The sequence below is a fragment of the Burkholderia sp. Cy-637 genome (assembly GCF_011753175.1).
Classification (GTDB): Bacteria; Pseudomonadota; Gammaproteobacteria; order Burkholderiales; family Burkholderiaceae; genus Burkholderia; species Burkholderia gladioli.
Genome location: NZ_VWWC01000011.1, coordinates 1 through 23395, shown reverse-complemented (window position 1 = coordinate 23395; position 23395 = coordinate 1). Strand labels below are relative to the sequence as shown.

The 23395-nt window shown below is 69.3% G+C and carries 25 protein-coding genes; 10 read left to right on the top strand and 15 right to left on the bottom strand.

Annotation, left to right across the window (positions count from 1 at the left end):
* Positions 1 to 23: 23 nt before the first annotated feature.
* Positions 24 to 833 carry an SDR family oxidoreductase gene (locus tag F3J10_RS05505; RefSeq protein WP_025097346.1) on the bottom strand — a complete coding sequence of 270 codons (810 nt, stop codon included), beginning with the start codon at positions 831 to 833 and terminating at the stop codon, positions 24 to 26.
* A 259-nt stretch (positions 834 to 1092) separates the two neighbouring features.
* Here F3J10_RS05505 and F3J10_RS05500 point away from each other — a divergent pair, with 259 nt between their 5' ends.
* Entirely contained in the window at positions 1093 to 2040 is a 948-nt protein-coding gene (locus tag F3J10_RS05500) for a GlxA family transcriptional regulator (protein ID WP_025097347.1), read from the top strand.
* A gap of 101 nt (positions 2041 to 2141) precedes the next feature.
* Here the strand turns inward: F3J10_RS05500 and F3J10_RS05495 are convergent, their stop codons facing one another.
* From F3J10_RS05495 to F3J10_RS05470, 6 genes are all read right to left on the bottom strand, one after another.
* Positions 2142 to 3503, bottom strand: coding sequence for an MmgE/PrpD family protein (locus F3J10_RS05495; RefSeq protein ID WP_167241481.1), 1362 nt, complete (start codon positions 3501 to 3503; stop codon positions 2142 to 2144).
* Between the two features lie 122 nt (positions 3504 to 3625).
* A complete protein-coding gene (locus tag F3J10_RS05490; protein ID WP_167231053.1) occupies positions 3626 to 4546 on the bottom strand; it encodes a LysR substrate-binding domain-containing protein in 921 nt (306 codons plus the stop codon).
* A 199-nt stretch (positions 4547 to 4745) separates the two neighbouring features.
* Positions 4746 to 5351, bottom strand: a complete 606-nt coding sequence (locus F3J10_RS05485) for a thiamine pyrophosphate-dependent enzyme (RefSeq protein WP_025097354.1) — start codon at positions 5349 to 5351, stop codon at positions 4746 to 4748.
* Between the two features lie 8 nt (positions 5352 to 5359).
* The gene (locus F3J10_RS05480) at positions 5360 to 5875 is read right to left on the bottom strand and encodes a thiamine pyrophosphate-binding protein (protein ID WP_167231056.1); all 516 of its coding nucleotides are present in this window, start codon (positions 5873 to 5875) and stop codon (positions 5360 to 5362) included.
* A 164-nt stretch (positions 5876 to 6039) separates the two neighbouring features.
* Positions 6040 to 7374 (bottom strand): MFS transporter, encoded by a 1335-nt coding sequence (locus F3J10_RS05475; protein ID WP_167241479.1) that lies wholly within the window; start codon positions 7372 to 7374, stop codon positions 6040 to 6042.
* A 219-nt stretch (positions 7375 to 7593) separates the two neighbouring features.
* Complete coding sequence (locus F3J10_RS05470) at positions 7594 to 7989, bottom strand: tautomerase family protein (RefSeq protein ID WP_166912151.1); 396 nt, start codon at positions 7987 to 7989, stop codon at positions 7594 to 7596.
* Between the two features lie 458 nt (positions 7990 to 8447).
* Here F3J10_RS05470 and F3J10_RS05465 point away from each other — a divergent pair, with 458 nt between their 5' ends.
* Positions 8448 to 9335 carry a LysR substrate-binding domain-containing protein gene (locus F3J10_RS05465; RefSeq protein WP_167241476.1) on the top strand — a complete coding sequence of 296 codons (888 nt, stop codon included), beginning with the start codon at positions 8448 to 8450 and terminating at the stop codon, positions 9333 to 9335.
* Positions 9336 to 9408: 73 nt separating this feature from the next.
* Here F3J10_RS05465 and F3J10_RS05460 read toward each other — a convergent pair whose 3' ends face one another.
* Positions 9409 to 10110 carry an SDR family NAD(P)-dependent oxidoreductase gene (locus tag F3J10_RS05460; RefSeq protein WP_167241474.1) on the bottom strand — a complete coding sequence of 234 codons (702 nt, stop codon included), beginning with the start codon at positions 10108 to 10110 and terminating at the stop codon, positions 9409 to 9411.
* A 294-nt stretch (positions 10111 to 10404) separates the two neighbouring features.
* On the opposite strand from F3J10_RS05460, the gene F3J10_RS05455 reads away from it, so the two are divergent.
* Together F3J10_RS05455 and F3J10_RS05450 are read left to right on the top strand one after the other, a co-directional pair.
* Positions 10405 to 11037, top strand: coding sequence for a glutathione S-transferase (locus tag F3J10_RS05455; protein WP_167241472.1), 633 nt, complete (start codon positions 10405 to 10407; stop codon positions 11035 to 11037).
* Positions 11034 to 11669 (top strand): cupin domain-containing protein, encoded by a 636-nt coding sequence (locus F3J10_RS05450; protein ID WP_167241470.1) that lies wholly within the window; start codon positions 11034 to 11036, stop codon positions 11667 to 11669. The genes F3J10_RS05455 and F3J10_RS05450 overlap by 4 nt, the downstream gene beginning before the upstream one ends.
* Here F3J10_RS05450 and F3J10_RS05445 read toward each other — a convergent pair.
* The 6 genes from F3J10_RS05445 to F3J10_RS05420 all read right to left on the bottom strand — a co-directional run bounded on the left by F3J10_RS05445 (position 11660) and on the right by F3J10_RS05420 (position 18645).
* Positions 11660 to 12565, bottom strand: a complete 906-nt coding sequence (locus F3J10_RS05445; RefSeq protein ID WP_167241468.1) for a LysR family transcriptional regulator — start codon at positions 12563 to 12565, stop codon at positions 11660 to 11662. The two genes, F3J10_RS05450 and F3J10_RS05445, sit on opposite strands and share 10 nt — an antisense overlap.
* Positions 12566 to 12738: 173 nt before the next feature.
* Positions 12739 to 14076: an MFS transporter gene (locus tag F3J10_RS05440; RefSeq protein ID WP_240154687.1), complete on the bottom strand. Its 1338-nt coding sequence runs from the start codon at positions 14074 to 14076 to the stop codon at positions 12739 to 12741.
* A gap of 244 nt (positions 14077 to 14320) precedes the next feature.
* Positions 14321 to 15769, bottom strand: coding sequence for an NAD-dependent succinate-semialdehyde dehydrogenase (locus F3J10_RS05435; protein WP_167241466.1), 1449 nt, complete (start codon positions 15767 to 15769; stop codon positions 14321 to 14323).
* 21 nt (positions 15770 to 15790) lie between these two features.
* A complete protein-coding gene (locus F3J10_RS05430) occupies positions 15791 to 16837 on the bottom strand; it encodes an aldo/keto reductase (protein ID WP_167233721.1) in 1047 nt (348 codons plus the stop codon).
* Between the two features lie 65 nt (positions 16838 to 16902).
* Positions 16903 to 17427, bottom strand: a complete 525-nt coding sequence (gene fae, locus F3J10_RS05425) for a formaldehyde-activating enzyme (protein WP_025097369.1) — start codon at positions 17425 to 17427, stop codon at positions 16903 to 16905.
* Between the two features lie 237 nt (positions 17428 to 17664).
* Complete coding sequence (locus F3J10_RS05420; RefSeq protein ID WP_167241464.1) at positions 17665 to 18645, bottom strand: AraC family transcriptional regulator; 981 nt, start codon at positions 18643 to 18645, stop codon at positions 17665 to 17667.
* A gap of 113 nt (positions 18646 to 18758) precedes the next feature.
* Here F3J10_RS05420 and F3J10_RS05415 point away from each other — a divergent pair, with 113 nt between their 5' ends.
* From F3J10_RS05415 to F3J10_RS05395, 5 genes are all read left to right on the top strand, one after another.
* Positions 18759 to 19295, top strand: a complete 537-nt coding sequence (locus F3J10_RS05415) for a carboxymuconolactone decarboxylase family protein (RefSeq protein ID WP_025097371.1) — start codon at positions 18759 to 18761, stop codon at positions 19293 to 19295.
* Between the two features lie 76 nt (positions 19296 to 19371).
* Positions 19372 to 19875 (top strand): DUF417 family protein, encoded by a 504-nt coding sequence (locus tag F3J10_RS05410; protein WP_025097372.1) that lies wholly within the window; start codon positions 19372 to 19374, stop codon positions 19873 to 19875.
* A 125-nt stretch (positions 19876 to 20000) separates the two neighbouring features.
* Complete coding sequence (lepB, locus tag F3J10_RS05405) at positions 20001 to 20687, top strand: signal peptidase I (protein ID WP_166912129.1); 687 nt, start codon at positions 20001 to 20003, stop codon at positions 20685 to 20687.
* Positions 20671 to 21330, top strand: coding sequence for a hypothetical protein (locus F3J10_RS05400; RefSeq protein ID WP_167241462.1), 660 nt, complete (start codon positions 20671 to 20673; stop codon positions 21328 to 21330). Before lepB ends, F3J10_RS05400 begins: the two co-directional genes overlap by 17 nt.
* Positions 21331 to 21930, top strand: a complete 600-nt coding sequence (locus F3J10_RS05395; protein ID WP_166912125.1) for a GNAT family protein — start codon at positions 21331 to 21333, stop codon at positions 21928 to 21930.
* Here the strand turns inward: F3J10_RS05395 and F3J10_RS05390 are convergent.
* Positions 21869 to 22873 (bottom strand): LysR family transcriptional regulator, encoded by a 1005-nt coding sequence (locus tag F3J10_RS05390; protein ID WP_167241460.1) that lies wholly within the window; start codon positions 22871 to 22873, stop codon positions 21869 to 21871. The two genes, F3J10_RS05395 and F3J10_RS05390, sit on opposite strands and share 62 nt — an antisense overlap.
* Positions 22874 to 23002: 129 nt before the next feature.
* On the opposite strand from F3J10_RS05390, the gene F3J10_RS05385 reads away from it, so the two are divergent.
* A partial coding sequence (locus F3J10_RS05385; protein WP_167241458.1) for an MFS transporter occupies positions 23003 to 23395 on the top strand: 393 nt, incomplete at its 3' end.

Genomic DNA, 23395 nt, shown 5'->3' with positions numbered 1-23395 from the left:
ATCCTTCAGGAAAGGGCAACGATTCAGGCACCGGCCTTGGCGTCCAGCACGTAGCGCGGCGCGGCCTTGGCATTGGCGAACTGCGGTGCCAGCGCGCGGCGGTCCGCTTCCCAGCGCGTCCAGCCCTCGCCGTCGTGCAGGGTCGGGATGGTCACCAGTTCGCCCGCGTCGAGCCCGACCAGGGCGGCATCCACCAGGTCTTCGGCGGTCATGGTGCTGGCCGCTTCCTTTTGCTTCGCGTAGCCGGCCACGTCCCAGAACTCGGTCGCGGTCGCGGCGGGCAGCACCGACTGCACGCGCACGCCCTTGCCCGCCAGGTCGCGCTGCAGCGCGTGGCCGAAGCTCAGCACATAGGATTTCGATGCGCTGTAGACGCCGTTCAGCATTTCCACGGCAATCCCCACCACCGAGCCGATGTTGACGATGGTGCCGGCGCCGCGCGCCACGAAGGCCGGCGCCACCGCGTAGGTCAGCCGCGTCAGCGCGGTGATGTTCAGCTTGATCATGTCCTCCATGGCGTCGACATCGCCATTCAGGACCGAGGCAACCGAGCCGATGCCCGCGTTGTTCACCAGCATCGTGATGCCGGCGTTCTCGCGCAGCACGCTCTCGACCTTCGCCAGCGAGGCGCGGTCGTTGAGGTCGGCGGCCAGCGGCGTGACCGAGCGGCCCGTTTCGGCCGCCAGGCGGCCGGCGAGGGCGTCCAGGCGATCCTGGTTGCGCGCCACCAGGATCAGGTCGTAGCCGCGCTTGGCCAGGCGGTCCGCGTAGATGGCGCCGATGCCGGCCGAGGCGCCCGTGATCAATGCGATTCCTTTCGTCGAGGCAGTCATGTCTTTTCCTTTCGTTGGGGTGATCCGGCTGGGTGCCGGTTCGTGAAGGGAATTCTGGTCGTGACCGCGCCCATCCTCAATGTCAGATATGCAATGATTTAGGACATGGCTGGCAGGAAGGCCGGCATGGACGGCAGGAACGCCGAATGACAGGAAATCGAAAGGAAAACGACGAAAAGTAGCGCGACGGGCACCGCGCTCGATCATGTCCGCATCGTGATAGATTCAATCAATCCGGACATTCGCCCTGCCAAACGCCATGCATTCCGTCGGTCTCGTCGTCTACCCCAATTTCCAGTCGCTGGCGCTCGCCGTGGCCAGCGTGTTCGAGTACGCGAACCTGCTGCACGGCGACGAGGTCTATCGCTTCCGCATCGTCTCGGAGCACGGCGGCCTGGTGGCCTCCTCGCAGGGTTTCTCGGTGCAGAGCGAACCGCTCGCCGAGGAGGGTTACGACACGCTGATCGTCGCCGGCGACAACGAATGCCGGCTTCCCTCGGCCGCGCTGCTCGACTACACGCGCCGCGCGCCGCAGCACTCGCGGCGGGTGGCCTCGATCTGCACGGGCGCCTTCGTGCTGGCCGAAGCGGGCCTGCTGGAAGGCAAGCGCGTGACCACGCACTGGCTCCATGCACGCAACTTCAAGAAGCAGTATCCAGGGGTCCAGCTCGACGAGGACCGCATCTTCGTGGTGGACGGGCAGATCTGGACCTCGGCCGGCATGAGCGCGGGCGTCGATCTCGCGCTCGCCATCGTGGAGAGCGATCTTGGCCTGGAGACGGCGCGCGGCGTGGCCCGCAAGCTGGTGCTGTACCAGCGGCGCGGCGGCGGGCAATCGCAGTTCTCGGCCCTGCTCGAACTGGATGCGCGATCCGATCGGGTCCAGATGGCGCTCGCCTATGCGCAGGAAAACCTCGCCAGCGATCTGTCCGTGGAGCGGCTGGCGGAAGCCGCCCACTTGAGCCCGCGCCAGTTCAGCCGCGTGTTCCGCGAGGAAACCGGCCAATCGCCCGCCAAGGCGGTCGAGCGGCTGCGCGTGGAGGCCGCGCGCCTGATGATGGAAACCACCCGCCATCCGATCGAGGTCATCGCGCGCGAAACCGGCTTCGGCGATCGGGAGCGGATGCGCCAGGCCTTCCTGCGCGCCTTCGGCCAGGCACCGCAGACCATCCAGCGAGCCGCGGGCAACGCGCCGCTCACGGCCTGAAGTTCGAGCAGGCTCGGTCGGCGCGAAGCACCGGATCGCTTCGCTCGGCCCCTCCCCGCCAGCAGACCGTCACATCGCCGGCCGACCCGGCGATGCCATGCTCATCCGCGCGTTTCGGGCAGCAGCCTGGGTACCGTAGCCGCCTCGGCGAGACGCCAGATCGCCGCGATCGACGCATCGATTTCCGCCTCGCTCGCGGCCTGCCCATAACTCGCGAGCGTGCGCAGCTTGTGCTCGAGTTCCGCGCGCGACAGGGTATTGCCGGGATCGCCCTTCGGCTCGTCGACGCGCCCTTCGAAGCGCCGGCCGTCCCGCGTCTCGACGGTCACCTTGCCGATCCAGCGCGACGGATAGGCGGCATCGACCTCGGCGTCGAGTTCCATGTGAACCAGCTCGCGAAAGCGCGCGATATCGGCATCGAGATAATGCTCGTCGAATTCGTGCACGCCGGCATGCCGATAGCGCGCCACCAGCCCCAGCACGGTGCCCATCGAGAACTTCGCCTGATGGATGGTTTGCGGCCGCGTCACCGGGCCCAGCACGTCGATCGCGGCCTGATGCACGTGCGTCGTCACGCGCTCGATATCCTCCGCTTGCAGCGCATGCCGGTCGAGTACATGCAGCAGCGCATCCGCCGCCGGATGCGTGTGGCGACACGAGGCATGGAACTTGAACGAGGTTTCGACCAGCGCCCAGCGCGTTCCGAGCCGATCGACGAGCTGGGCCGGGAAGGTCTGCTCCGACATGCCCGCGCCCATCCCCTTCTCGCCTTCCAGGATGTTCGCGGCACCCGTGAAGCCGTCGGCTGCCAGGTAGGCGGCCAGCAGGCCATTCACGGCGGCCTTGGCGGTATGCAGTTGCTTCGAATCGGCGGCGTCCTTCAGGAACTCCCACAAGCCGGCTGCCTGCGTGCCGGCCGAGCCGAACGCATGCAGCATGCGCGCGCCGTCGAGCCGGAGCAGATGGCCGACCGCGGCGGCGGCCGCCAGCGTGCCGACCGTGCCGGTGGTGTGGAAGATCCGGTAATGCGAGCGCCCGAGGAATTCGCCGACGCGAATGCCGACCTCGTAACCCGCCACGCAGGCGGCCAGGAATTCGCGGCCGCTGCGCCCCAACTCCTGGGCGGCGGCCCAGGCCGCCGGAAATACCACGGTGGCCGGATGCAGCACCGAGCTGTTGTGCAGGTCGTCCTGTTCGGCGAAGTGCGAGGCCGCCGCGTTCACCAGCGCGGCGAACAGCGCGCTGCTCGAGCGGCGAAACGGCAGGATCTCGCAGGGTCCGCTCGCCGGGCCGAACCTCGCGGCCAGCCGCTCGATCGCCTCGACCGGGCGCCCCGTGCGGCCCGCCAGCGCGGAACCGTACCAGTCGAGGAACAGGTCCTCGGTTTTCCTGATGACTTCGATGGGAATCTGCTCGTAGCGCAGGTCGGCGGCGAAGCTGGCGAGGATCTCGGTGTCGGTCATGAATGTCGGAAGGCCGGGAATGGAGACCAGCTAGCCTGACGCAGCCGAAGGCCGCCGACAATTCGTGCTTTGCAAACGGGGATTTAAGGAGCCGTTAAGCCCCTGGCTCAGGCAGCTCAGGCTCAGGCGAGCGGCAGCGCATCGGCGGCGCCGGCGCGGCTCGTCAACTGGTTGACGAGATCGCGCGTGAACGACGGCAGCAGCTCGAAGCTGCGGAAGCAGATCACCAGGTTCCGGATCGACCAGGCATCCTCGATCTCGACCAGCCGCACATCCATGGCGCGCACATAACGAACCGCCGACGAAAGCGGCAGCACGCCGATGCCGATATCGGCCTCCACCATCCGGCACAGCGCCTCGAAATTGCCCACCTCGATGCGCACGTGCAGGCTCTTGTGCATCTCACTGGCCACGCGGTTCAGGAAGCCGTGGATCGCGCTGGCCTCGGGCATGCCGATGAAGTCGTAGCCCATCGCGTCGGCGAACGGAATCGAGGCGCGCGCGGCGAGCGGATGCGAGGGATTGACGGCGAGGATCAGCTTGTCCTGTCGATAGGGCAGCGTCATCAGCGAGTCGGCGCGGCCGTCGCCGGCCACGATGCCGACATCGGCCCATCCCTCGCTGACGGCCCGCACGATATCGGGGCTCAGCCGCTCCTTGATGCCGATGCTGACATCGGGATGGCTGCCCAGGAAATCGCGCAGGTCGGCGGGCAGGAACTCCGTGGTGGCCGTGGTGTTCGCGAACAGCCGGATATGCCCCTTGATGCCGCGCGCGTATTCCTGCATGTCGCCGCGCAATTGCTCGAGCTGCGACAGCACCATCCTGGCGTGATGGAGAAAGGCCTGCCCCGGCGGCGTCAGCGTGACGCCCTGGCTGGTGCGGAACAGCAGCTTGGTGCCCATGCTCTCTTCGAGATTCTTGATGCGCGTGCTGGCCGCGGGCACGGACATGCAGGAACGTTCGGCGCCGCGCGTCAGGCTGTTGGTTTCCGCGATGCTGCTCATCAGGCGCAGATCGACCAGATCGAAATGCATGGCCATGGTTCATCCTTCCCGGGCGCGAAACGAATCCGCGGATCTTATCAACAAACGGAAGGGCGAAACATGCGTGATTCCATGCAGGCCGGCGGCGATCGGCCTCGAAGATAGGGCTGCCAAGTGATTTTTTCGAGCCCTTGTCCGCACGATGCACGCCAGCGTCCGGCCTGCATCGCGCGGCAGGAAAAAACGACGCCGCGCCCTACTGGCTCGCGTGCGCCGCGGCGCCGAGCAGCGCTTCGCGGAAGCGGCTGCGCAGGTAAGGACCATCGCGCGGCGGCAACTGCACCGGCGCCGGATCGGTGCTGACCTTGACCGTGGCGAGCACCGGCCCGGCACCGTTCAGCAGGCTCTCCACCGCGTCCTCGAGTTCGCCTTCGGTGGTGACGGTCCGCGCCTCGGCGATGCAGGCGGCCCGGGCGATCGCCGTCAGGTCGACGCCGCGCCCCGCGTGCGCCGGCTGCATGCCGGTTTCGGCGTAATGGCCGTTGTCGATCACCACGATCGACAGGTTGGCCGGATGATCCACGCCCACCGTCGCGAGCGAGCCCAACCCCATCATCATCTCTCCGTCGCCGACGAACACGATCACGCGCCTGGCCGGTTGCGCGCGCGCGAGGCCCAGCCCGAAGGCGACCGCGCCGCCCATCGCGCCCCATAGATAGAAGTTCTGCGCGGTGTCGCCCGCCGCGGCCACGTCGAAAGTCGGATTGCCGAGGCTCGTCACGGCCAGCACGCGATCGGCGCGATCGCGCAGGATGCGCCGGACCGCGACGCGGCGATCCAGGGGCTTCGAGGTTTGGGTCATGGTTCTGCTCACTTTTTGAAGTTTTTCGTGCCGATCACGCGCTGGCCGATCAACACGGCCACCATGCGCGAAGTCTGGAAGGCGAAGTTCAGCGCGGCCTGCACGGTGGGCGCGACCTCGTCGGGCTGGTCGGCACGATAGACATGGACGCCTGCCGATTCGAGCGCGTCCTGGGTCGACTTGCCCATCGCCACCTGCCAGGGATTGAACTCGCCCCACTCGCCGCGCATGGTGACGAGCATCAGGATCGGCATGCGGCACTCGTGCTGCAGCGACAGCATGTTGATGCAGTTGCCCACGCCGCTCGACTGCAGCAGCAGCACCGCCTTCTGGCCGCCGGCCCAGGCGCCGCCCACCAGCGCCACGCCTTCCTCCTCGGTGGTCAGCGATACCGCGTGGATGCCGTCGTCGGCTTCGCAGAGTTCGATCAGCCGCTTGTGGCCGGCGTCGGGCACATAGGCGACCTGGCGCACGTCGGACGATTTGAAATGCTCGAAAAGGGTTTCGGGCCAGTGTGTTGACATGGTGGGCTGAACCTGTGGTGTCGTGAGTGGAAGGTCGTTGTCGGGCGCATCGAGGCTGGAGCGGATGCGGTTCCCGGATGACGAGAGCGTGACGCGACGCGCCGGCGAACTCAATTCGCGATTGCCGAACGGGCGCTTAAGCCCCAGTTAACGTGGACGCCGCATCAGGCGTCCTTCGGCAGATGGCGCGCCGCGGCCAGGCCAACCAGGGCACAGCCGATGCCGCAAACGAATACGCTGGTGTAGCTGCCCGTCATGTCGATGAAATAGCCGGAGACGATCGGCGCCAGCGATCCCGCGACTTGCGCGACGGTATTCATGAAGCCACCGATCGGCCCCGCCGCCGAGGTGGGAAACAGCGTGGTCGTGTAGGGCCAGACGAGCACCCACATGTTGACGAACACCGAGAACAGCACCGCGACCAGCATCACCATCGAGACGGGCACCCGGCCCGGCCCCGCGATCGAACACAAGGCCAGCAAGCCGCATAAGGCGGCCACGCCGCAGAGCGAGGCGCGCAGGGTTCGCGAGCGGCCGAAGCGGTCGGAGGCGAGGCCCGCCAGCGGCTGGCACAGCGCGGCGGGAACGGCCGCGATGAAGGCCCACAGCAGCCCCGCGTGGATCACGTCGACGTGATAGCCGGCGGACAGGAAGGCCGCGAACCAGGTCCACACGAAATACTTGCAGACGATGAAGCCGGAATAGGAGATCGTGAGCACGTAGGGATAGGGCGAGCCGCGCATGATCCGGCGGAACGTGATGCGCGCGGCGCCCGGCTCGGCCGACGAAGGCCCGGATCGCGGTGCCGCGTCGAGCGAGGCCAGCCCGATTTCCTCGGGACGATCACGCAGCACCAGCGGGATCACCGCCATCATGACCAGCCCCGGCACCGCCGACAGGATGAAGCCCGATTGCGTGGCCGATAGCCCGAGGATCGCCGCGTTGCCGCTCAGGAAGATCGGCATCAGCGCGCCGCCGGCGCCGGTGCCGAGCGCGCCGCCCATCGCCAGCAGGCCGGTCTGCATGCCGCGCAGGCGCGGCGCGAACCAGCGGGCCAGCATCGGATTGACGGGCACCCAGACGGCCGCGGCGCCCAACCCGATCATTGCGCGCGCAACGATCGCCAAGGCAACGCTGTCGATATGCACCGCGAAGGCGATGCTCGCCGCGGCGATCATCGCGGTGCCGATGCTGACCGTCCAGCGCGCCCCCAGCCAGCGCTCGCTGACGATCCCCCATGGCAGTTGCCCGGCCGCGTAGGCGATCAGGAAGGCCGCGTCGATCCAGCCGACCGTCGCCGCATTCCAGTGATACCGCTCGCGCAGCAGCGGGATCACGGTCGGAATGTTGTAGCGCATGAACAGGTCGATGTAGTACGCGATGCCGGCCGTGGCGAGGATCCACCAGGACCGCCGGTAAGCCAGGGGCCGGGCGGTCGAAACCGTGCTCGGGCCCATCCCGGAAAGGGCTTCCCGGGAAGGTGGGCGTATCGCCGCCATGCGCTCGTCTCCAGTCCGTTGTGCTTGTGCCCGCGTGCCCGGGTTCGTGACGCCCGGGCCGATGGCTTGCACGCCATACTGTTCGCAAAGCGACTCGCGACCAATACGCTTTTCTGGAAGGGGGGCTTAAGGGGCGATGAAAGCCGCCCGGCGGGCGGCGCCATCGATGCTCCGGCAGCATCGCGCCGCGGAGCGGGTCGCTCGAATCGACCTACCGGCTCACTGCTCGCCGGGCGTCCACTCGGGGCTGTAGCCGCCGAGCGCCGGGTGGTACATCTCGTCGCCGGAATGCTGGGTGAACTCGACATTGAGCCGGTCCTCGCGCAGGCCGAGGATCTCGACGCAATGCGCGCACAGCGCCTTGGCCACCGCCATGCGCTGCTCCGGCGGCCGGCCCTTGCGGATGTCGAGCATCATCACGGCCACCGGCACGGGCGCCTCGCCGGCCTCGGCGACGCGCCACACGCCGCCTGCCCCCAGTTCGCGGATCGCCACGCTGATGCGCCGGATATCCACCTCCATCATGCGGGCATAGGTCTCGCTCATCTCGGCGGCGAGCCGCTGCTTCTGCTCCACCGAATAAGCGTCGTTCACGTCGAGTTGCAGATAGGGCATGGGTTCGAGCCTCCTGAAAAAGATGTCGCGCCGGCACGGCGCCGGTGCCAGCGATCGATTCTCGCACTTGGCCCGGCATGCCCCCATGTCGAATCCGCAAGGATTCGGGACAGGCCGCGCCGGCCGCGCGTGCCCCGGCTCGCGATCGACCGATGCCGGGCGGGCGGCTCGGATCCGTCCCAGGCGGATGACGGTCGCGTCTGAAAATCGCGATGCCAACCCTCGCGCCAACTACCCCCGATCGGCCCGCGCAAGCCCCTCGATCACCCCGCGCCGCAAGCCCTTCCGGCCGCCGCGCCATCGCCCCGCGAAGCCGCCGCGTCAGCGCCGTGAGAGGCTCGGGTTTACACTGCCTGCCGCTGCTCCCGCTTTTCTGCCATAAAGCTCCGCCAGCCCGTGTTTTCCGGCGCGAACATCGCCCGGACGGGCCGGCGCGAGACGACAGAAAGGAATGAATCATGCGGCGGATGCCTTCGCTGATTGCCCTGCGTTTTTTCGAGGAGACCGCCCGTCATCTGAGCTTCAACCGCGCCGCCACCTCGCTGTGCGTCACCCAGGGCGCCGTGAGCCGGCAGATCCGCCTGCTGGAGGACAGCGTCGGCGCGCGCCTGTTCGAGCGCGACCACAAGGGCGTCAAGCTGACCGCCGCCGGCATGCTGCTGCTGCCCTTCATCGAGCAGGCCTTCGACACCATCGAGCGCGGCGTGCTCGAGATCACCGCCGTGCAGCCCGGGCGCAAGCGCCGACTGACCGTCTCGGTGCCGCCCACCTTCGCCACCCAATGGTTCTCGCCGCGCCTGGGCACGCTGTTCGAGACGCTGCCCGAGGTCGACCTGTCGATCCGCACCGAGCCCGGCGACGATTGCCATTGCCATATCCGCTTCGGCCGCGCGGCGCGCGCCGACATGCTCTCGGAGCGGCTGATGATGGAGCGCCACGCGCTGGTGGGCTCGCCGCGCTACGCCGGGCTGCCGCTCGATTCGCTGTTCGGCCGGGTGCCCTCGCTGCACGTGCTGCACGAGGGCAAGCGCCTCACGCTATGGGCCGACTGGTGCGCCCAGGCCGGCGTGCCGGTGGCGCGGATCGGCGACGGCATCGAATTCTCCACGCTCGAACAGGCGATCCACGCGGCGCGCAAGGGCGCCGGGCTGGCGGTGGTCGACCTGGGCATGATCGAGGAGGAGATCGCCGAGGGCAGCCTGGTGCCGCTCTCGCCGGTCGAGGCGATCGGCCCTTACGGCTACTGGCTCGACATCGCGCCCGAGCGGCTCAACGACGAGCACGTCGGGGCCTTCGTCGCCTGGCTGCGCGGGCAGGCGGCAGGCAGCCAGGCCGCCCAGGCCTGAACCGCGCGCGGCGCGAGCCGCCGCGCCGCCTCCGCCATCACGTCATCACGTCATCACGCCATCCCGCCCGAGTTCAGAACCTCTCGGTCCAGGGCCGCACCTCGATCTCCCAGGACCAGGCGCTGCGATGCTGGCGCAGCAGGTCCGCGTAGACGCGCGCGATCGCGTCGGGGTCGAGCGTGCTGTCGGGCGCGTCGGCCGGATCGGGGCGCTGTTCCGAGCGCACCATGCCGTCCACCACGATATGCGCGACGTGGATGCCCTTGGGCGTCAGCTCGCGCGCCGCGCTCTGCGCCAGCCCGCGCAGCGCGAACTTGCCCATCGCGAACGGCGCCGACAGCGCGAAGCCCTTCACCCCGGCGGTGGCGCCGGTCAGCAGGATCGCGCCCTTGCCGGCCGGCAGCATGCGTCGCGCCGCCTGCTGCACGGCATGGAAGGCGCCCATCGCCGAGACGGCCAGTGCCTGCTCCACCTGGGCCGCGTCGAGTTCGGCGATCGGCCCGCGCAGGCGCCCGCTGGCGTTGTAGACGACGATTTCGGGCGCGCCGATGCGCGCCTCGGCCTGCTCGAACAGCCGTTCGACCTGGGCCGCGTCGCTGGCGTCGACCGGCAGCGCGATCGCGCCGGTTCCGGCGGCCAGCGGCGCGAGCCGCTCGGGATGGCGCGAGGCGATCGCGACCTGCAGGCCGGCCTCGCGCAGCAGCCGCGCCAGCGAGGCGCTGATGCCGGGGCCCGTGCCGATGATGAGGGCATTGCGATAGGGGATGTCGCTCATGGTGTCACCGTGGATGGAGTGTCGAGGGCGCCGGCGCGATCGGAACGCATCGCTGGCCCGCCCGCCTGGGCGCCGCCGCCTGCCGGCCGTCCGCCGAGCATAGTGGATCGCGCCGCCGGCTGCAGGCGGCCCCACCGGCCGGGCCGCGCCCGGCGGCGGCCAGGCGGCATTGTTCGCGAATCGCGGATACTCAGTCGCCTTCCGGCTCGTTTATTGGGCCCCGGACCTTGTCGAGAATGGCTTCAACGGTCGAGCGACCGCCAGACCATCCAGCCAACCGATCAAGGACATCCCATGCAACTGCACAGCTTCCATCTTTCCGGCCACTCGCATCGCGTTCGCCTGTTCCTCTCGCTGCTCGGCGTCGAGCACGAGGTCCACGAGATCGACCTGCGCCAGCGCCAGCAGAAATCGCCCGAGTACCTGCGCATCAACCCGCTCGGCCAGGTGCCGGCGCTGGTCGACGGCGAGCAGGTGATCGTCGATTCGACCGCGATCCTGGTCTACCTGGCGCGCAAGCACGGCCCGTCCTGGCTGCCCGAGGACGCGAGCGGCGCGGCACGCGTGCAGCGCTGGCTGTCGGCGGCTTCGGGCGAGGTGGCGCACGGCCTCGCGGCGGCCCGCGCGATCCAGTTGTTCAAGCTGCCGCGCGATCCCGCCGAGGCGATCGCCAAGGGCGAGGCCTTCCTGGCCGCGCTCGACCGGGAACTGGCAGGCAGCGACTGGCTCGCCGGCAACACGCCGACGATTGCCGATGTCGCGATCTACGCCTACGTGGCGCGTGCCGGCGAAGGCAAGGTGGATCGTTCGAACTGCCGGAACGTGACGCGCTGGCTGGAGCGGGTCGAGGCGCTGCCGGGCTTCGTGCCCTTCGTGCGCTCGCCGATCGGCTTCGACGCACCGACATCGGATCAGGAGGCGGTATGAACACGGGCTTGATCGAACGCGCGCGCATCGAGCTCGATGCCGTGCCGGGCAAGGAAGGGGCGATCGTCCAGTTGAGCGAGGCGAGCGCCACGCGCAGCAGCAGCGTGGTCGATCTCGCGCCTTCGCAGCGCCTCGAACTCGATGGCGGCTCGCGACACGACCTCTATCTGCTGCGCGGCAGCGCCGATCTTTCCGGCGAGCCGCTCGCCAGGGACGATTTCGTCACGCACGCGGGCGAGGCGCTCACGCTGCGCGCCGGCCCGCAAGGCGCGCGAGTGCTGGTCTATCGCGAAGCCGGCGCCGCGCCCGGCGGCACCGCGATCGAGCGCGCCGCGCAGCGGCAATGGCTCGCGGGCCGCCACGCGCACATGCAGGTGGTGCCGCTGCCGAGCGAGGGGCATCGCCTGAGCCTGGTGGCCTGGGCGCCCGGCGCGCGCACGCGCGATCACACGCATCCCCAGGGCGAGGAGATCTTCGTGCTGAGCGGCACGCTGCGCGATGGCGAGGAACGGCTCACGGCCGGCACCTGGATGCGCCTGCATCCCGGCACGCATCACGAGCCCTTCGCCGACGAGCCGGCCGTGATCCTGCTGCGCCACGGCCATCTGCTCGCGCAGCCGGATCAGCCCTGAGCGAGATGCGCCTTGAGGCGGTCGATCAGCGCGCGGACCTTCGGGGGCGTGTGCCGGCCCGGCGGCAGCAGCGCGTGCATCGCCATCGCCGGGCCGGCCCAATCGGCATGGACACGCACCAGCCGGCCCGCGGCGATATCGGCATGCACCGCGAAATCGGGCAACCAGGCCAGCCCGGCGCCTTCGGCCGCGGCGGCGCGGCAGGCGTACATGGTGTCGGCCAGCAGGCCCGGCGCGAAATCGAGCACCAGGGTTTCGCCGCCGGCCTTGCGCAACTGGCAGCGCAAGGGATGCGCCAGCACCGAGAGCCCGACGAAGGGCAGCCCCGCCGCCTCGGCGACGTCGCCCGGCAGGCGATGCCGCGCGAGCCAGGCGGGGCTCGCCACCAGCCACTTTTCATACCTGCCGACGGTCACCGCGCGCAGGCTCGAATCGGCCAGCTCGCCGAGCCGGATCGCCACGTCGACGCCCTCGGCCAGCATGTCGATGAAGCGGTCGCCCGACACCATCTCGATGCGCAGCTCCGGATGCGCTTCGCGCATTCCCGCCAGCACCGGCGCGAGCACGATCGCGCTGAACTCGACCGAGGCCGCCACGCGCAAGGTGCCGCGCAGCGTCTCGGCGGCCGGATTGACGGAGGACACGGCCTCGTCGGCCAGCTCGGCCAGGCGCCGGGCCGCCTCGAAGAAGGAGGCGCCGGCCTCGGTCACGTGGATGCGCCGCGTGGTGCGCGCGATCAGGGTGGTGCCGAGTTCGTCCTCGAGCCGCTGCACGTGCTTGCCGACCGCGGTCTTGCCGATGCCGAGCCGCTCGGCCGCGCGCGTGAGCGAGCCGGTCTCGACCACCGCGATGTAGATCAGGAGTTGCTCGAAGCTCAGCTTGCGTAGATCGGTCATGGCGCGGCGGTCGGTGAGGACGGGCGACGGCGCGCGAGGCGGCGCCGTCTGGGTCGGAGGGAAGCGCGATGGGCCGGATTATATCGGCGCGCGCGCCATGCGAGGCGGGCGGGACGCGCCGCCGCGCGTCCCGCCCGCTCGTTGCTCCCAGGCTCTCCGGTGTCGCGCCCCGCTCAGTGGCCGGCCGAGGCCTCGTCGAGCGTCAGGTGCTTGGTTTCCGGCGCCCAGGCGATCGACACGATCATGCCCGCCAGCAGCACGCCGGCCAGCGCGAACATGGTGACGTGGAAACCCAGGGTGGCGATGCCGACCGGCAGCAGGAAGGTGCCGACCGCCGAGCCCAGCCGGCTGCAGGCGATCGCCAGGCCCACGCCGCAGGCGCGCACCTCGGTCGGGAAGCATTCCGGCGGGAACACGCCCACCAGGTTGCTGAAGGCCGACATGGTCAGCGTAAACAGGCTGAAGGCGGCGATCATCCCCAGCGCCGCCGAATGCGGCAGCACCGCCAGCGCGACCAGCGAGGCGCAGCACACGGCGAACGAGCCGATCAGGAAACCGCGCCGCGACAGGCGGATCGTCAGCCAGATGCCGATCACCGCGCCCAGCACCAGCAGGCCGTTGAGCAGCAGGTCCGCGCCGAAGCCTTCCGAGAGGCCGATGGTCTTGAGGATGGTCGGCAGGAAGGTGTAGATCGCGAAGTACGGAATCACCAGGCAGACGAAGAACGCGCAGTTGAAGAGGGTGCGGCGGATCAGGTCGGGGCGGAACAGGCGCGCATAACCATGGGACACATGCGCCTCTCCGCTGCCGTCGAGCACCACATGGCTGCCGAAATGCCTGGCCACGATGGCGCGCGCCTCGGCGGCGCGACCCTTGCCGAGCAGCCAGCGCGGCGATTCGGGCGTGCCCAGCCGGGCCAGCAGCACGATCAAGGCCGGCGCCGCGGCCGAGGCCAGCAGCCAGCGCCAGGCGCCCGGCGAGGCATCGGCGAACACCAGGCCCAGCACGTTGGCCACCACGTAGCCGACGGTCCAGATCACGCTGAACGAGCCGAGCAGCGCGCCGCGATGCTTGCGCGGCGAGAACTCGGCGAGGATCGCGTGGCCGACCGTGAAGTCGCCGCCCATGCCGATGCCGATCACGATGCGCAGCAGCGCCAGCTCGGCCGGCGAGGTGACGAAGAATTGCGCGGCCGCGGCCAGCGTGATGATCACGAAGCTGGTCAGGAAGATCTTCTGGCGGCCCATGCGATCGGACAGCCAGCCGAAGATCAGGCTGCCGAGGAAGATGCCGATCAGCGCCGAGCTGCCGATCACGCCCATCCAGAACGCGTCGAGCGGCATCTGCCGGCCGAGCGCGGTGAGCGCGTAGCCGATCGTGCCGATCGTGTAGCCCTCGGTGAGATGCGCGCCGAAGGTCAGGCCGGCGATCTTCAGGTGGAAGGCGTTGAGCGGCACGTCGTCGAGCGACATCGGTTTCTGCGGCGTGCTGGTGCCGCGCGCCAGCGGCATGGCGGCGGCAGGCACCGCGCCGGTTTGCACATTGACTTGATTCAAGCTGCCTCCAACATTGTTGTGGTTGTGTGCGTCATGCGCCGCGCCGGGCCGCCTCGATGCGTGCCGCCCGCCGCCTGCGTCCTGCGCCGCCGTCGCGTCCCGGTCGCCCGGGCGCGCGGCCCGCGCCGCGAATCCCCCCGCGGCGCGCTTCATGCCGAAAGGGCGGCCGCACCTTCCGGCACGGCCGCCCTTCCGGGCTTCATCGGCCGAGACCGGCCATCAGCGTGTATTTCAGCTCGACGTATTCGTCGATGCCGTACTTCGATCCCTCCCGTCCCAGGCCCGACTGCTTGACGCCGCCGAAGGGCGCCACCTCGGTCGAGATGATCCCGTCGTTGACGCCCACCATGCCGCTTTCCAGCGCGCCGGCGACGCGCCAGGCGCGGCCCAGGTCGCGCGTGTAGAAGTAGGCGGACAGGCCGAACGGCGTGTCGTTGGCGGCGGCGATCGCCTGTTCCTCGGTCGAGAAGCGGAAGCACGCCGCCACCGGGCCGAAGGTTTCCTCCTCGGCGATCAGCGCGTCGGCGGCCACCTCGGCCAGCACGGTCGGCTCGTAGAAGGTGCCGCCCAGCGCATGACGCCGGCCGCCCGTCAGCACGCGCGCGCCGTGGCCGGTCGCGTCGGCGACGTGGCGCTCCACCTTGTCGAGCGCGGCCGCGTTGATCAGCGGGCCCTGGTCGACCTCGCCGGCCAGCGCGTTGCCCACCCGCAGCTTGCGCACCGCCTCGGCCAGCTTGCCGGTGAAGGCCTCGTAGACGCCGTCCTGCACCAGGAAGCGGTTCACGCAGACGCAGGTCTGGCCGGTGTTGCGGAATTTCGAGGCGATCGCGCCTTCCACCGCCGCGTCGAGATCGGCATCGTCGAACACGATGAAGGGCGCGTTGCCGCCCAGTTCGAGCGAGAGCTTCTTGAGCGTGTCGGCCGACTGCCTGGCGAGCAGCTTGCCGACTCGCGTCGAGCCGGTGAACGAGAGCTTGCGCACCACCGGCGATTCGGTCAGCGCGCCGCCGATCGCCACCGCGTCGCCCGACACGATGTTGAACACGCCGGCCGGAATCCCGGCGCGCTCGGCCAGCACCGCCAGCGCGAAGGCCGACAGCGGGGTTTCCTCGGACGGCTTGAGCACCATGGTGCAGCCGGCCGCCAGCGCGGGGCCGGCCTTGCGGGTGATCATCGCGAGCGGGAAATTCCAGGGCGTGATGGCCGCCACCACGCCCACCGGCTCCTTGGTCACCACGATCTGCGAGTTCGGCTTCGGGCTCGGGATCACGTCGCCGTACATGCGCTTGGCTTCCTCGCCGAACCACTCGAAGAAGCTCGCCGCGTAGCCCACCTCACCCTTGGCCTCGGCCAGCGGCTTGCCCTGCTCGCGCGTGAGCAGCTCGGCCAGCGCGTCGCGATGCTCGAGCATCAGCTCGCCCCAGCGCTTGACGCGCGCGCCGCGCTCCTTGGCGGTCAGCGCGCGCCAGGCGGGCCAGGCCCGCTCGGCCGCCGCGATCGCATGCCGAGTCTCGACCGCGCCGCCGCGCGCGACTTCGGCGACAGTCTCGCCGGTGGCCGGGTTCAGCACCGCGTAGGTGGCCTCGCCGCCGCGCGGCTCATGCCATTCGCCACCGATGTAGTGGCCCGTCTTCAGGAATTCGCTCATCTCGATGTCCTCGCGTCGTGCTCAGGCGGCTTCCGGCACCGGCGGGAAATCGCCGGCGAACTCGCCCTGCGCCGCGCGCGCTTCACGCGCGATGCGGCGGCCGGCCGTGTAGTCGTTGATCAGGTCGCAAGGCGTGTAGTTGCGCTCGAGTTCGAACAGCTCCTCCTCGCCGAGCTTGGTGCCCAGCGCGGCCAGCGCGCTGTCGAACTGCGCCACCGTGTCGGCGCCCACCAGCATGCTCGACACGCCGGGGCGGCCCAGCACCCAGGCCTGCGCGATCTGCGCCGGCGCCACGCCGCGGCGGCGCGCCACCGCGGCCACCGATTCGGCGATCGCGCGCGAGGCCGGGTCGCCGTACATCTGCGCGGTGAAGAAGTCGGTCTGGTTGCGCGTCGATTGCGCATCGCAGGTCAAGAGGCCGCGCGCCAGCGGGCTGAATACCGAGACGCCCACGCCCTGGTCGATGCAGTAGGGCACCATCTCGCGCTCTTCCTCGCGATAGGCCAGGTTCAGCTGCAGCTGCATGTTGATCGGCTTGTCCCAGCCGTTGCGCTCGCAGGCCTGCATGATCTTGGCGAACTGCCAGGTGTACATGGTCGACACGCCGATGTAGCGGGCCTTGCCGGCGCGCACGATGTCGTGCATCGCGCTCATGGTTTCCTCGACCGGCGTGTTCACGTCGAAGTAGTGCAGCATGTAGATGTCGACGTAGTCCATGCCGAGGCGCTTGAGCGAGCCGTCGATGCCGTCCAGCACGTGCTTGCGCGAATGACCGCCCGCGTTCGGGTAGGCGCCCATGTCGTAGCCGACCTTGGTGGTCACCACGATTTCCTCGCGGCGCGCGGCGCGCTTGAGGATGCGGCCCACCACTTCCTCGCCCACGCCGGTCGAGTAGAAATCGGCCAGGTCGATGAAGTTGACGCCGGCCTCCAGCGCGTGGCGCACGATCGGCTCGCTCTGCGCTTCGTCGAAGATCCAGGGCTTCCATTGCGGCGTGCCCATGTTCATGGTGCCCAGGCACAGGCGGGAGACCTTCAGGCCGGATTGGCCGAGGCGGACGTATTCCATGTTTCCTCCAGGCGCGGCTCGCTCGGCCGCGGCATGTTCGTGTCGATGCCGGCGCGGCGCGCCGGTCAGCTCTTGTTGGGCGTGTAGAACGGGTTCGAGACTTCGCGCGCGGCCGCGAACACCTTGTCGCGCAGCGGCAGGCCTTCCATCGCCGCGACGATCGCGTTGCGGCAGGCGCGGTAGTTGTTCTCGAACACGGCGTCGAGGTCGTCGGTCTGCGGGTTCACCCAGTTCGCCGTCACCACCACCCAGTCGTTCTCGGCCTCGGGCGGCAGCGTGCCGCTTTCCAGCGCCTCGGCCACGGCCTTGGCGATGCCGGCCTGCGAGGCGCCCCAGGTGGCGTTGCCGTGGAAGTCGTTGGCGATCTGCGCCTTGTTCACGTAGAGCGTGAGCGGCTTGGTCGGCACGCCCGGCTGCGCGATCACCACGAACGGCGCGTGGCCGGCCGAGGGCGTGGCCAGCGCGGTGGAGAACGCCTGTCCCGCCGGGCCCTCGCGCGGCCCGACCAGCACGTTGATGTGCGCCAGGTTCACGCCGGGGCCTTCGAAGCCTTCGCCGATGTAGAGCGACTTGCGGGGAGTTGCGGTCATTGCGGTGTCTCGTCGTTCGGGTTTGAGTTGGGGCGATTATCGACAGCGCCGTTGCGAGCGACGAAACGATGTTTCCTGATCGGGGCTATGAGATTGGGTCATATCGGGAGGACTACCGAGGCGACGAGGGATGCGAGTGCCGGGAGGCGCTTCTGGCAAGGACGGCGGGGATGGAGGGAGCGAAGGAAGCAGCAAGTTGGATAAACCGGACGAGGCGGCAAGCGAGGGCCGGCAGCCTCAGTCCTCGATCCCGGGCGAGACGGCGCCAGTCCCGCCCGTGCCGGCGTGGCCGCGCCGCGCCGCGCCCGGGGTGGTCCCCGTGCGTTCGCGAAACGCGCGCCGGAACGCCGCGACGGACTGGTAACCGACCGCTTCGGCAATCCGCTCGGTGCTGGCCTGCGGATCGCGCAGCGCATTCGCGGCCAGGCTCATGCGCAGGTCGAGCAGCAGCTCATGCGCGCTGCGGCCGAGGCGTTTCTGGAACTGGCGCAGGAAGGTCGCGCGCGACATGCTGCAACGTTCGGCCAGCTCCGGCACCGTCCAGGGCCGGGCCGGCTCGTTGAGCATCGCCGACACCGCCGGTGCCAGGCGCGGCAACGCCGCGAGGCCGAGCAGGCCGGCCGGCGCGTCGCCCTGCTCGCTGGCCAGCCGGATCGTCAGCGCGAACAGCATCGACGAGAGCGCATCGAGGATGGCATGGCCGCCGAGGCGCTCGCCGACCGACTCGATCCGCATCAGCCGCGTCAGGCTTTCGAGTTGCGCGGAGGTCTCGCTCGACGCCGCCGTCCCGGCGCGTGTGCTGACGACCAGCGCCGCCGGCAGGTATTCACGCACCAGGCGGTCGTGCGGCGGCGCGATCGCGAAGCGGCCGCACAGCATGTCGAGCCGCGCCTGCGTGCCGGCGTTCTCGCTGACCAACACGTTGACGTCCTCGTAGCGGTGTTCCGCGAGCGCCCGCTTGCCGCTGCCGTCATGCAACTGATGCGCCGAGCCGTGCGAGAGCAGCACGATGTCGCCGGCATGCAGGGCCCGGGTTTCGCCGCCCGGGCAGTCGAGCACCGCCGAGCCGGCCAGCAGCACATGGAACGGGATCTCGCCCGGCGGCGACGGCTCGTAGGCGATCCGCCACGGCGCGCCATAGGCGCAGCGGATTTCCAGTTCGCCCCTCACAGTCATGATTTCCAGCAGACGGCTCAGCCAGTCCTTCGACACCGACATCGTTCTCTCTCCTGATACTTTGGAGCATTTTATTGAGCCTATTCGTTATCGTAAAGCTCACTATCGATCGATAAAGTGAGGGCTCCTCAACCAACGAAACCCAGGAGCACACCATGAGCCGCATCCTCTTCCCCGCCGTCGATACCGCCACGGGCGACACCGCCGACGCTTACGCCGCGGTCCGCAAGTTCGCCGGCGGCAGCTTGCCGAACCTGTTCGCCACGCTCGGTCATCTCGCGCCCGCTTCGCTGAAGAGCGTGCTGCAGGCCGAAACCGCGCTGGCCGGCGGCAGCCTGAGCCGCCAGGAGCTGGAGGCGGTCAAGCTGGCCGTCAGTGAATTCACCGGCTGCGACTATTGCGTCGCCGCGCACGCGATGCTCGGCAGGCTGGCGGGCCTCGCGCCCGACGCGCTGCGCCGCATCCGCGCCAAGGAGCCGACCGGCAACGCGAAGCTCGATGCCCTGCTGCACTTCGTCGAGCTCGTGATGAGCACGCGCGGCACGCTGGAGCCGGCCGCAGTCGAGACGATTCGCGCCGCCGGCTACACCGAGGCCCAGCTTGCCGATCTCTCGCTAGCGATCGGCCTGACCGTGTTCACGAACACCTTCAACCGGATCAACGACACGGACCTGGACTTCCCGTCGAAGTAAGCCGATCCGAACGGGCGCGTCGCCGCGGCATGCGAGGCGCGCCCCGCCCTCCTCTCTTTCTCTCCTTCCTGCCCGCATGGATGCGCTCATTGACCGTCTTGCCCGTTCCGACCTGATTCAACGGGACTACGCCTATCCGATCGTCCGACTGTCGATGGTCGTGATGTTTTTCTTCTTCGGCTACCAGAAGTGGTTCGCCTACGAGGCTCAGGTACTGATCCCCTACATCAGCAACGGGCCGCTGATCCGCTGGCTCTATCCCGTGTTCGGGATCCGCGGCGCGAGCTGGTTTCTCGGCGTCTGCGAATGGAGCTTCGGCCTGCTGATCCTGGCCGGCTTCCGCGACAAGCGCCTCGGCGCCCTCGGCGCACTGGGCTCGGTCGGTACCTTCGTGGCGACCGTCACCATCATTCCGTTCATGCCCGGCGGCTGGGCGGCGTCGGCCGGCGGCTTCCCGGCCATGGTCGGCAACGTTCCCTTCCTGATGAAGGACATCGTGCTGCTGGCCGCCTCGTTCTACCTGCTGCGCGAGGACATCTGGCGCCAGTCGGTACGCATCGCGCTGCATCGGGTCGACTGATTCCGGGCCGGCACCGCGCGCCCGCCATGACTGGCCGCCAGCGAGGCGGCCGCGCGTTGCCGGCGGCGCGCTTCGGGTATAGTCCGCATACACGAAACACGGGCCGCCCGGCGGCTTACAGCAAGATGCGCATGATTGTCAGGTTGTGGAAAGCCAACAAGGGCTTCATCGCCTTCCTGTTCCTGATGGTGGTCTTCCGCAGCGCGGTGGCCGACTGGAACGTGGTGCCCAGCGGCTCGATGCTGCCGACCATCCGGATCGGCGACCGGATCCTGGTCGACAAGATGGCCTACGACATCCGCATCCCCTTCACCCACCTGCGCCTCGCGCGGCTGCACGAGCCGCAGCGCGGCGACATCGTCACGATCGACTCGGCGGCGGCGCACGAGCTGCTGGTCAAGCGCCTGATCGGCCTGCCCGGCGACACGGTGGCGATGCACGACAACGTGCTGACCATCAACGGCAAGCGCGCCGACTACCGCCCGATCGGCAGCAACCTGCTGCGCAGCGATGCCGATTCGCCGGGCGAGTACCTGGCCGAGCGGATCGGCGGCGCGCCGCACACGGTGCGCCTCTCGCCCGAGGCGCCGAGCCCGCGCGAATCCTTCGGCCCGATCGTGGTGCCGCCGGGCCAGTACCTGATGCTCGGCGACAATCGCGACAACAGCGCCGACTCGCGCTACTTCGGTTTCTTCCCGCGCGACGAGATCATGGGCCGCGCGCGGCGCGTGGCCTTCTCGCTCGACCCGAGCCGCGATTACCTGCCTCGCCTCGATCGCTTCGGCCGCCGCCTCGATGCGCCGCTGGGCTGAGGCGCGCCGCTGGCGCGCGGCATGGGCGGGGCTCGCCGCGGCCGCCACGCTGTTCAGCGCGGCGGCCCGGGCCGCCTGCGATACGGCACCCTCGCGCTGCCCCGACAATCCCGAACTGCCGGCCGCCGTACAGAAGCTGGTCCCCGCCGGCTATGAAGTGCTCGATCACCTGGCCGGCTCGCTGACCGACGCGGGACGCACCGACTACCTGGTGGTGGTGCACCGGATCCCCGATACCGAAGCACGCCCTTCCGCGCGCCCGCTGCTGCTGATCACGCAGGGCGCCGACGGCCGCTACGCGCTGGCGGCCCGCAATGATTTCGTGGTGATGCGCGCCGACCAGGGCGGCGTGTCGGGCGACCCCTACCTCGATCTGGACGACAACGGCCTCGCGATCAAGCACCGCTATTTCTCGGTCCAGAACGGCGTGGCCGCCGGCCCGAACCACTGGAGCGACAACATCACGTTCCACTACGATGCGGCTCGGCGCGGCTGGCTGTTCCACCAGGAAATCGTCCACAGCAGCGAGCTGAATCCCGATCCCCGCCCCGACGCCGACGCGCTGCTGCCCGACCAGGCCAGCGTGATCAAGGCCGATCGCCAACGGCCCGTGAGCTTCGACGCGTGGCGCCCGAAGCATTGAATGATTGAATCCACGATGATCGACACCCCCACCCTGACCGGCCGGCTGGTCGAGCTGCGCCCCCTGAGTTCCGTCGGTGCGGAGCAACTGCTGGCCGCCGCCGCGGACGGCGAACTCTGGAACCTGAAGGTCACCAACGTGCCCGGGCCGGACACGGTCGAGGCTTATCTGGCGAAGGCCTTCGAAGGCGAGCGTGCCGGCACCGTGATGCCCTTCGCGATCGTCCATCGCGAGACCGGCCGCGTGGTGGGCAGCACGCGCTTCTGGAAGATCGACCGCGCCAACCGCAAGCTCGAGATCGGCCACACCTGGCTGGGCGCCTCGATGCAGCGCTCCGGCGCCAACACCGAATGCAAGTACCTGCTGCTGATGCATGCCTTCGAGGTGCTCGGCTGCGTGCGCGTGCAGTTCACCACCGACGTGCTCAACGAGAAGTCGCGCGCCGCGATCCTGCGCATCGGCGCCAGGCAGGAAGGCATCGTGCGCCACGAGCGCATCATGCCGGACGGGCGCAAGCGCGACTCGGTACGCTTCAGCATCATCGACGACGAGTGGCCCGCGACCCGCGAGCATCTGGAGCGGCTGCTGGCGAAGGCTTGAGGCTCGCGCGCCGATACACCGATTCCAGCCGGGTGATCGCATCGGCGCCGAAGCGCTCGACGATGAAATCGATGAAGCTGCGCAGCTTCGGCGAGATCCGCCGCTCCGGCAGGTAGAGCAGGTTCAGCGCGCGCTCGGGCGCGGGGTAATCGGGCAGCACTTCCACCAGGCGCTTGGCGCGGATATCGTCGCCGACCAGCACGGACGGCAGCATGGCGATCCCCAGCCCGCCCAGCACGGCGCGCCGCAACGCCTCCGAATTGTCGATCCGCAGCCGGCCCTCGATCGGCACGCCCGCCTGCCCGCCGGGCCCGTCCAGCAGCCACTCGGCCTTGGCCGCATACCATTCCGAGCGCGGCGGATAGGCATAGCTCAGGCATTGATGCGCGGCCAGGTCCGCCGGCGTCGACGGCACGCCGTGCGCCTTCAGATAGGCCTTCGAGGCGCACAGCATCAGCCGGTACGGCGCGAGCGGCCGCGCCACCACATCCTCGCTGCCCGGCGCGCCGACGCGGATCGCCGCCTCGAAGCCGTCGTCGATCAGGTTGGTCAGCGCATCGGTGGCGACCACGTCGAGCCTGACCTCGGGATAACGCGCGTAATAATCGGCCAGCGAGGGAATCAGGCATTCGTTGCTGAACACCACCGGCGCGGTCACGCGCAGCCGCCCGCGCGGCGTCGCCAGATGATCGAGCGCGAGGCGCTCCGAATCGTCGACCAGGCCGAGGATCTCGATGCAGCGCTCGTAATAGGCCTGGCCGAACGCGCTGAGCTGCTGCTTGCGCGTGGTGCGATGGAGCAGCCGCGTGCCGAGCCGCGCCTCCAGCGCCTGGAGATGGTTGCCGACCATGGTCGGCGACAGGTCGCAGGCGAGCGCGGCCGCGCTGAGGCTGCCGCTCTCGACCACGCGCACGAAGACGGTCATCGCTTTGAGTAGGTCCATTGCGCAATATTAGTGGATTCTCTTGCAAGGATTGGCCCGTTTATCCAGTTTTGCTTAGGGAATACAGTGGGCGCCGAACCCCGTGGATCAACCGATCCGCCCTGGCACGCTCACCCCGGATTCCGTCTCATGCCCGCTTCCCCGCATCGCTCGCCGCGCCTGGCGCTGCTCGCCACCAGCCTCGGTTTCGTCATCGTCTGTATCGACGTCACGGTGGTGAACGTCGCGCTGGCGCGCCTGCGCGACGGCCTGTCGATCGACGCGGCCGGGCTCGAATGGATCGTCAACGCCTATACGCTGGCCTTCGCGAGCCTGCTGCTCAGCGCCGGCGCGCTGGCCGACCGCTTCGGCGCGCGCCGCGTGTTCGTGGCCGGCTTCGCCGTGTTCACCTGCGCCTCGATCGGCTGCGGGGTGGCCAACGGGCCGGCCCTGCTGATCGCCTCGCGCGTGCTGCAGGGCGTGGGCGCCGCGCTGTGCGTGCCGCCCTCGCTGGCCCTGCTCGGCGCGGCCTTCCCCGACGCG

Bases quoted from the DNA above. Each gene is read 5' to 3' on its own strand.
- F3J10_RS05505 (WP_025097346.1), bottom strand. From the start codon at position 833: ATGACTGCCTCGACGAAAGGAATCGCATTGATCACGGGCGCCTCGGCC.
- F3J10_RS05500 (WP_025097347.1), top strand. From the start codon at position 1,093: ATGCATTCCGTCGGTCTCGTCGTCTACCCCAATTTCCAGTCGCTGGCG.
- F3J10_RS05495 (WP_167241481.1), bottom strand. From the start codon at position 3,503: ATGACCGACACCGAGATCCTCGCCAGCTTCGCCGCCGACCTGCGCTAC.
- F3J10_RS05490 (WP_167231053.1), bottom strand. From the start codon at position 4,546: ATGGCCATGCATTTCGATCTGGTCGATCTGCGCCTGATGAGCAGCATC.
- F3J10_RS05485 (WP_025097354.1), bottom strand. From the start codon at position 5,351: ATGACCCAAACCTCGAAGCCCCTGGATCGCCGCGTCGCGGTCCGGCGC.
- F3J10_RS05480 (WP_167231056.1), bottom strand. From the start codon at position 5,875: ATGTCAACACACTGGCCCGAAACCCTTTTCGAGCATTTCAAATCGTCC.
- F3J10_RS05475 (WP_167241479.1), bottom strand. From the start codon at position 7,374: ATGGCGGCGATACGCCCACCTTCCCGGGAAGCCCTTTCCGGGATGGGC.
- F3J10_RS05470 (WP_166912151.1), bottom strand. From the start codon at position 7,989: ATGCCCTATCTGCAACTCGACGTGAACGACGCTTATTCGGTGGAGCAG.
- F3J10_RS05465 (WP_167241476.1), top strand. From the start codon at position 8,448: ATGCGGCGGATGCCTTCGCTGATTGCCCTGCGTTTTTTCGAGGAGACC.
- F3J10_RS05460 (WP_167241474.1), bottom strand. From the start codon at position 10,110: ATGAGCGACATCCCCTATCGCAATGCCCTCATCATCGGCACGGGCCCC.
- F3J10_RS05455 (WP_167241472.1), top strand. From the start codon at position 10,405: ATGCAACTGCACAGCTTCCATCTTTCCGGCCACTCGCATCGCGTTCGC.
- F3J10_RS05450 (WP_167241470.1), top strand. From the start codon at position 11,034: ATGAACACGGGCTTGATCGAACGCGCGCGCATCGAGCTCGATGCCGTG.
- F3J10_RS05445 (WP_167241468.1), bottom strand. From the start codon at position 12,565: ATGACCGATCTACGCAAGCTGAGCTTCGAGCAACTCCTGATCTACATC.
- F3J10_RS05440 (WP_240154687.1), bottom strand. From the start codon at position 14,076: ATGCCGCTGGCGCGCGGCACCAGCACGCCGCAGAAACCGATGTCGCTC.
- F3J10_RS05435 (WP_167241466.1), bottom strand. From the start codon at position 15,769: ATGAGCGAATTCCTGAAGACGGGCCACTACATCGGTGGCGAATGGCAT.
- F3J10_RS05430 (WP_167233721.1), bottom strand. From the start codon at position 16,837: ATGGAATACGTCCGCCTCGGCCAATCCGGCCTGAAGGTCTCCCGCCTG.
- fae (WP_025097369.1), bottom strand. From the start codon at position 17,427: ATGACCGCAACTCCCCGCAAGTCGCTCTACATCGGCGAAGGCTTCGAA.
- F3J10_RS05420 (WP_167241464.1), bottom strand. From the start codon at position 18,645: ATGTCGGTGTCGAAGGACTGGCTGAGCCGTCTGCTGGAAATCATGACT.
- F3J10_RS05415 (WP_025097371.1), top strand. From the start codon at position 18,759: ATGAGCCGCATCCTCTTCCCCGCCGTCGATACCGCCACGGGCGACACC.
- F3J10_RS05410 (WP_025097372.1), top strand. From the start codon at position 19,372: ATGGATGCGCTCATTGACCGTCTTGCCCGTTCCGACCTGATTCAACGG.
- lepB (WP_166912129.1), top strand. From the start codon at position 20,001: ATGCGCATGATTGTCAGGTTGTGGAAAGCCAACAAGGGCTTCATCGCC.
- F3J10_RS05400 (WP_167241462.1), top strand. From the start codon at position 20,671: ATGCGCCGCTGGGCTGAGGCGCGCCGCTGGCGCGCGGCATGGGCGGGG.
- F3J10_RS05395 (WP_166912125.1), top strand. From the start codon at position 21,331: ATGATTGAATCCACGATGATCGACACCCCCACCCTGACCGGCCGGCTG.
- F3J10_RS05390 (WP_167241460.1), bottom strand. From the start codon at position 22,873: ATGGACCTACTCAAAGCGATGACCGTCTTCGTGCGCGTGGTCGAGAGC.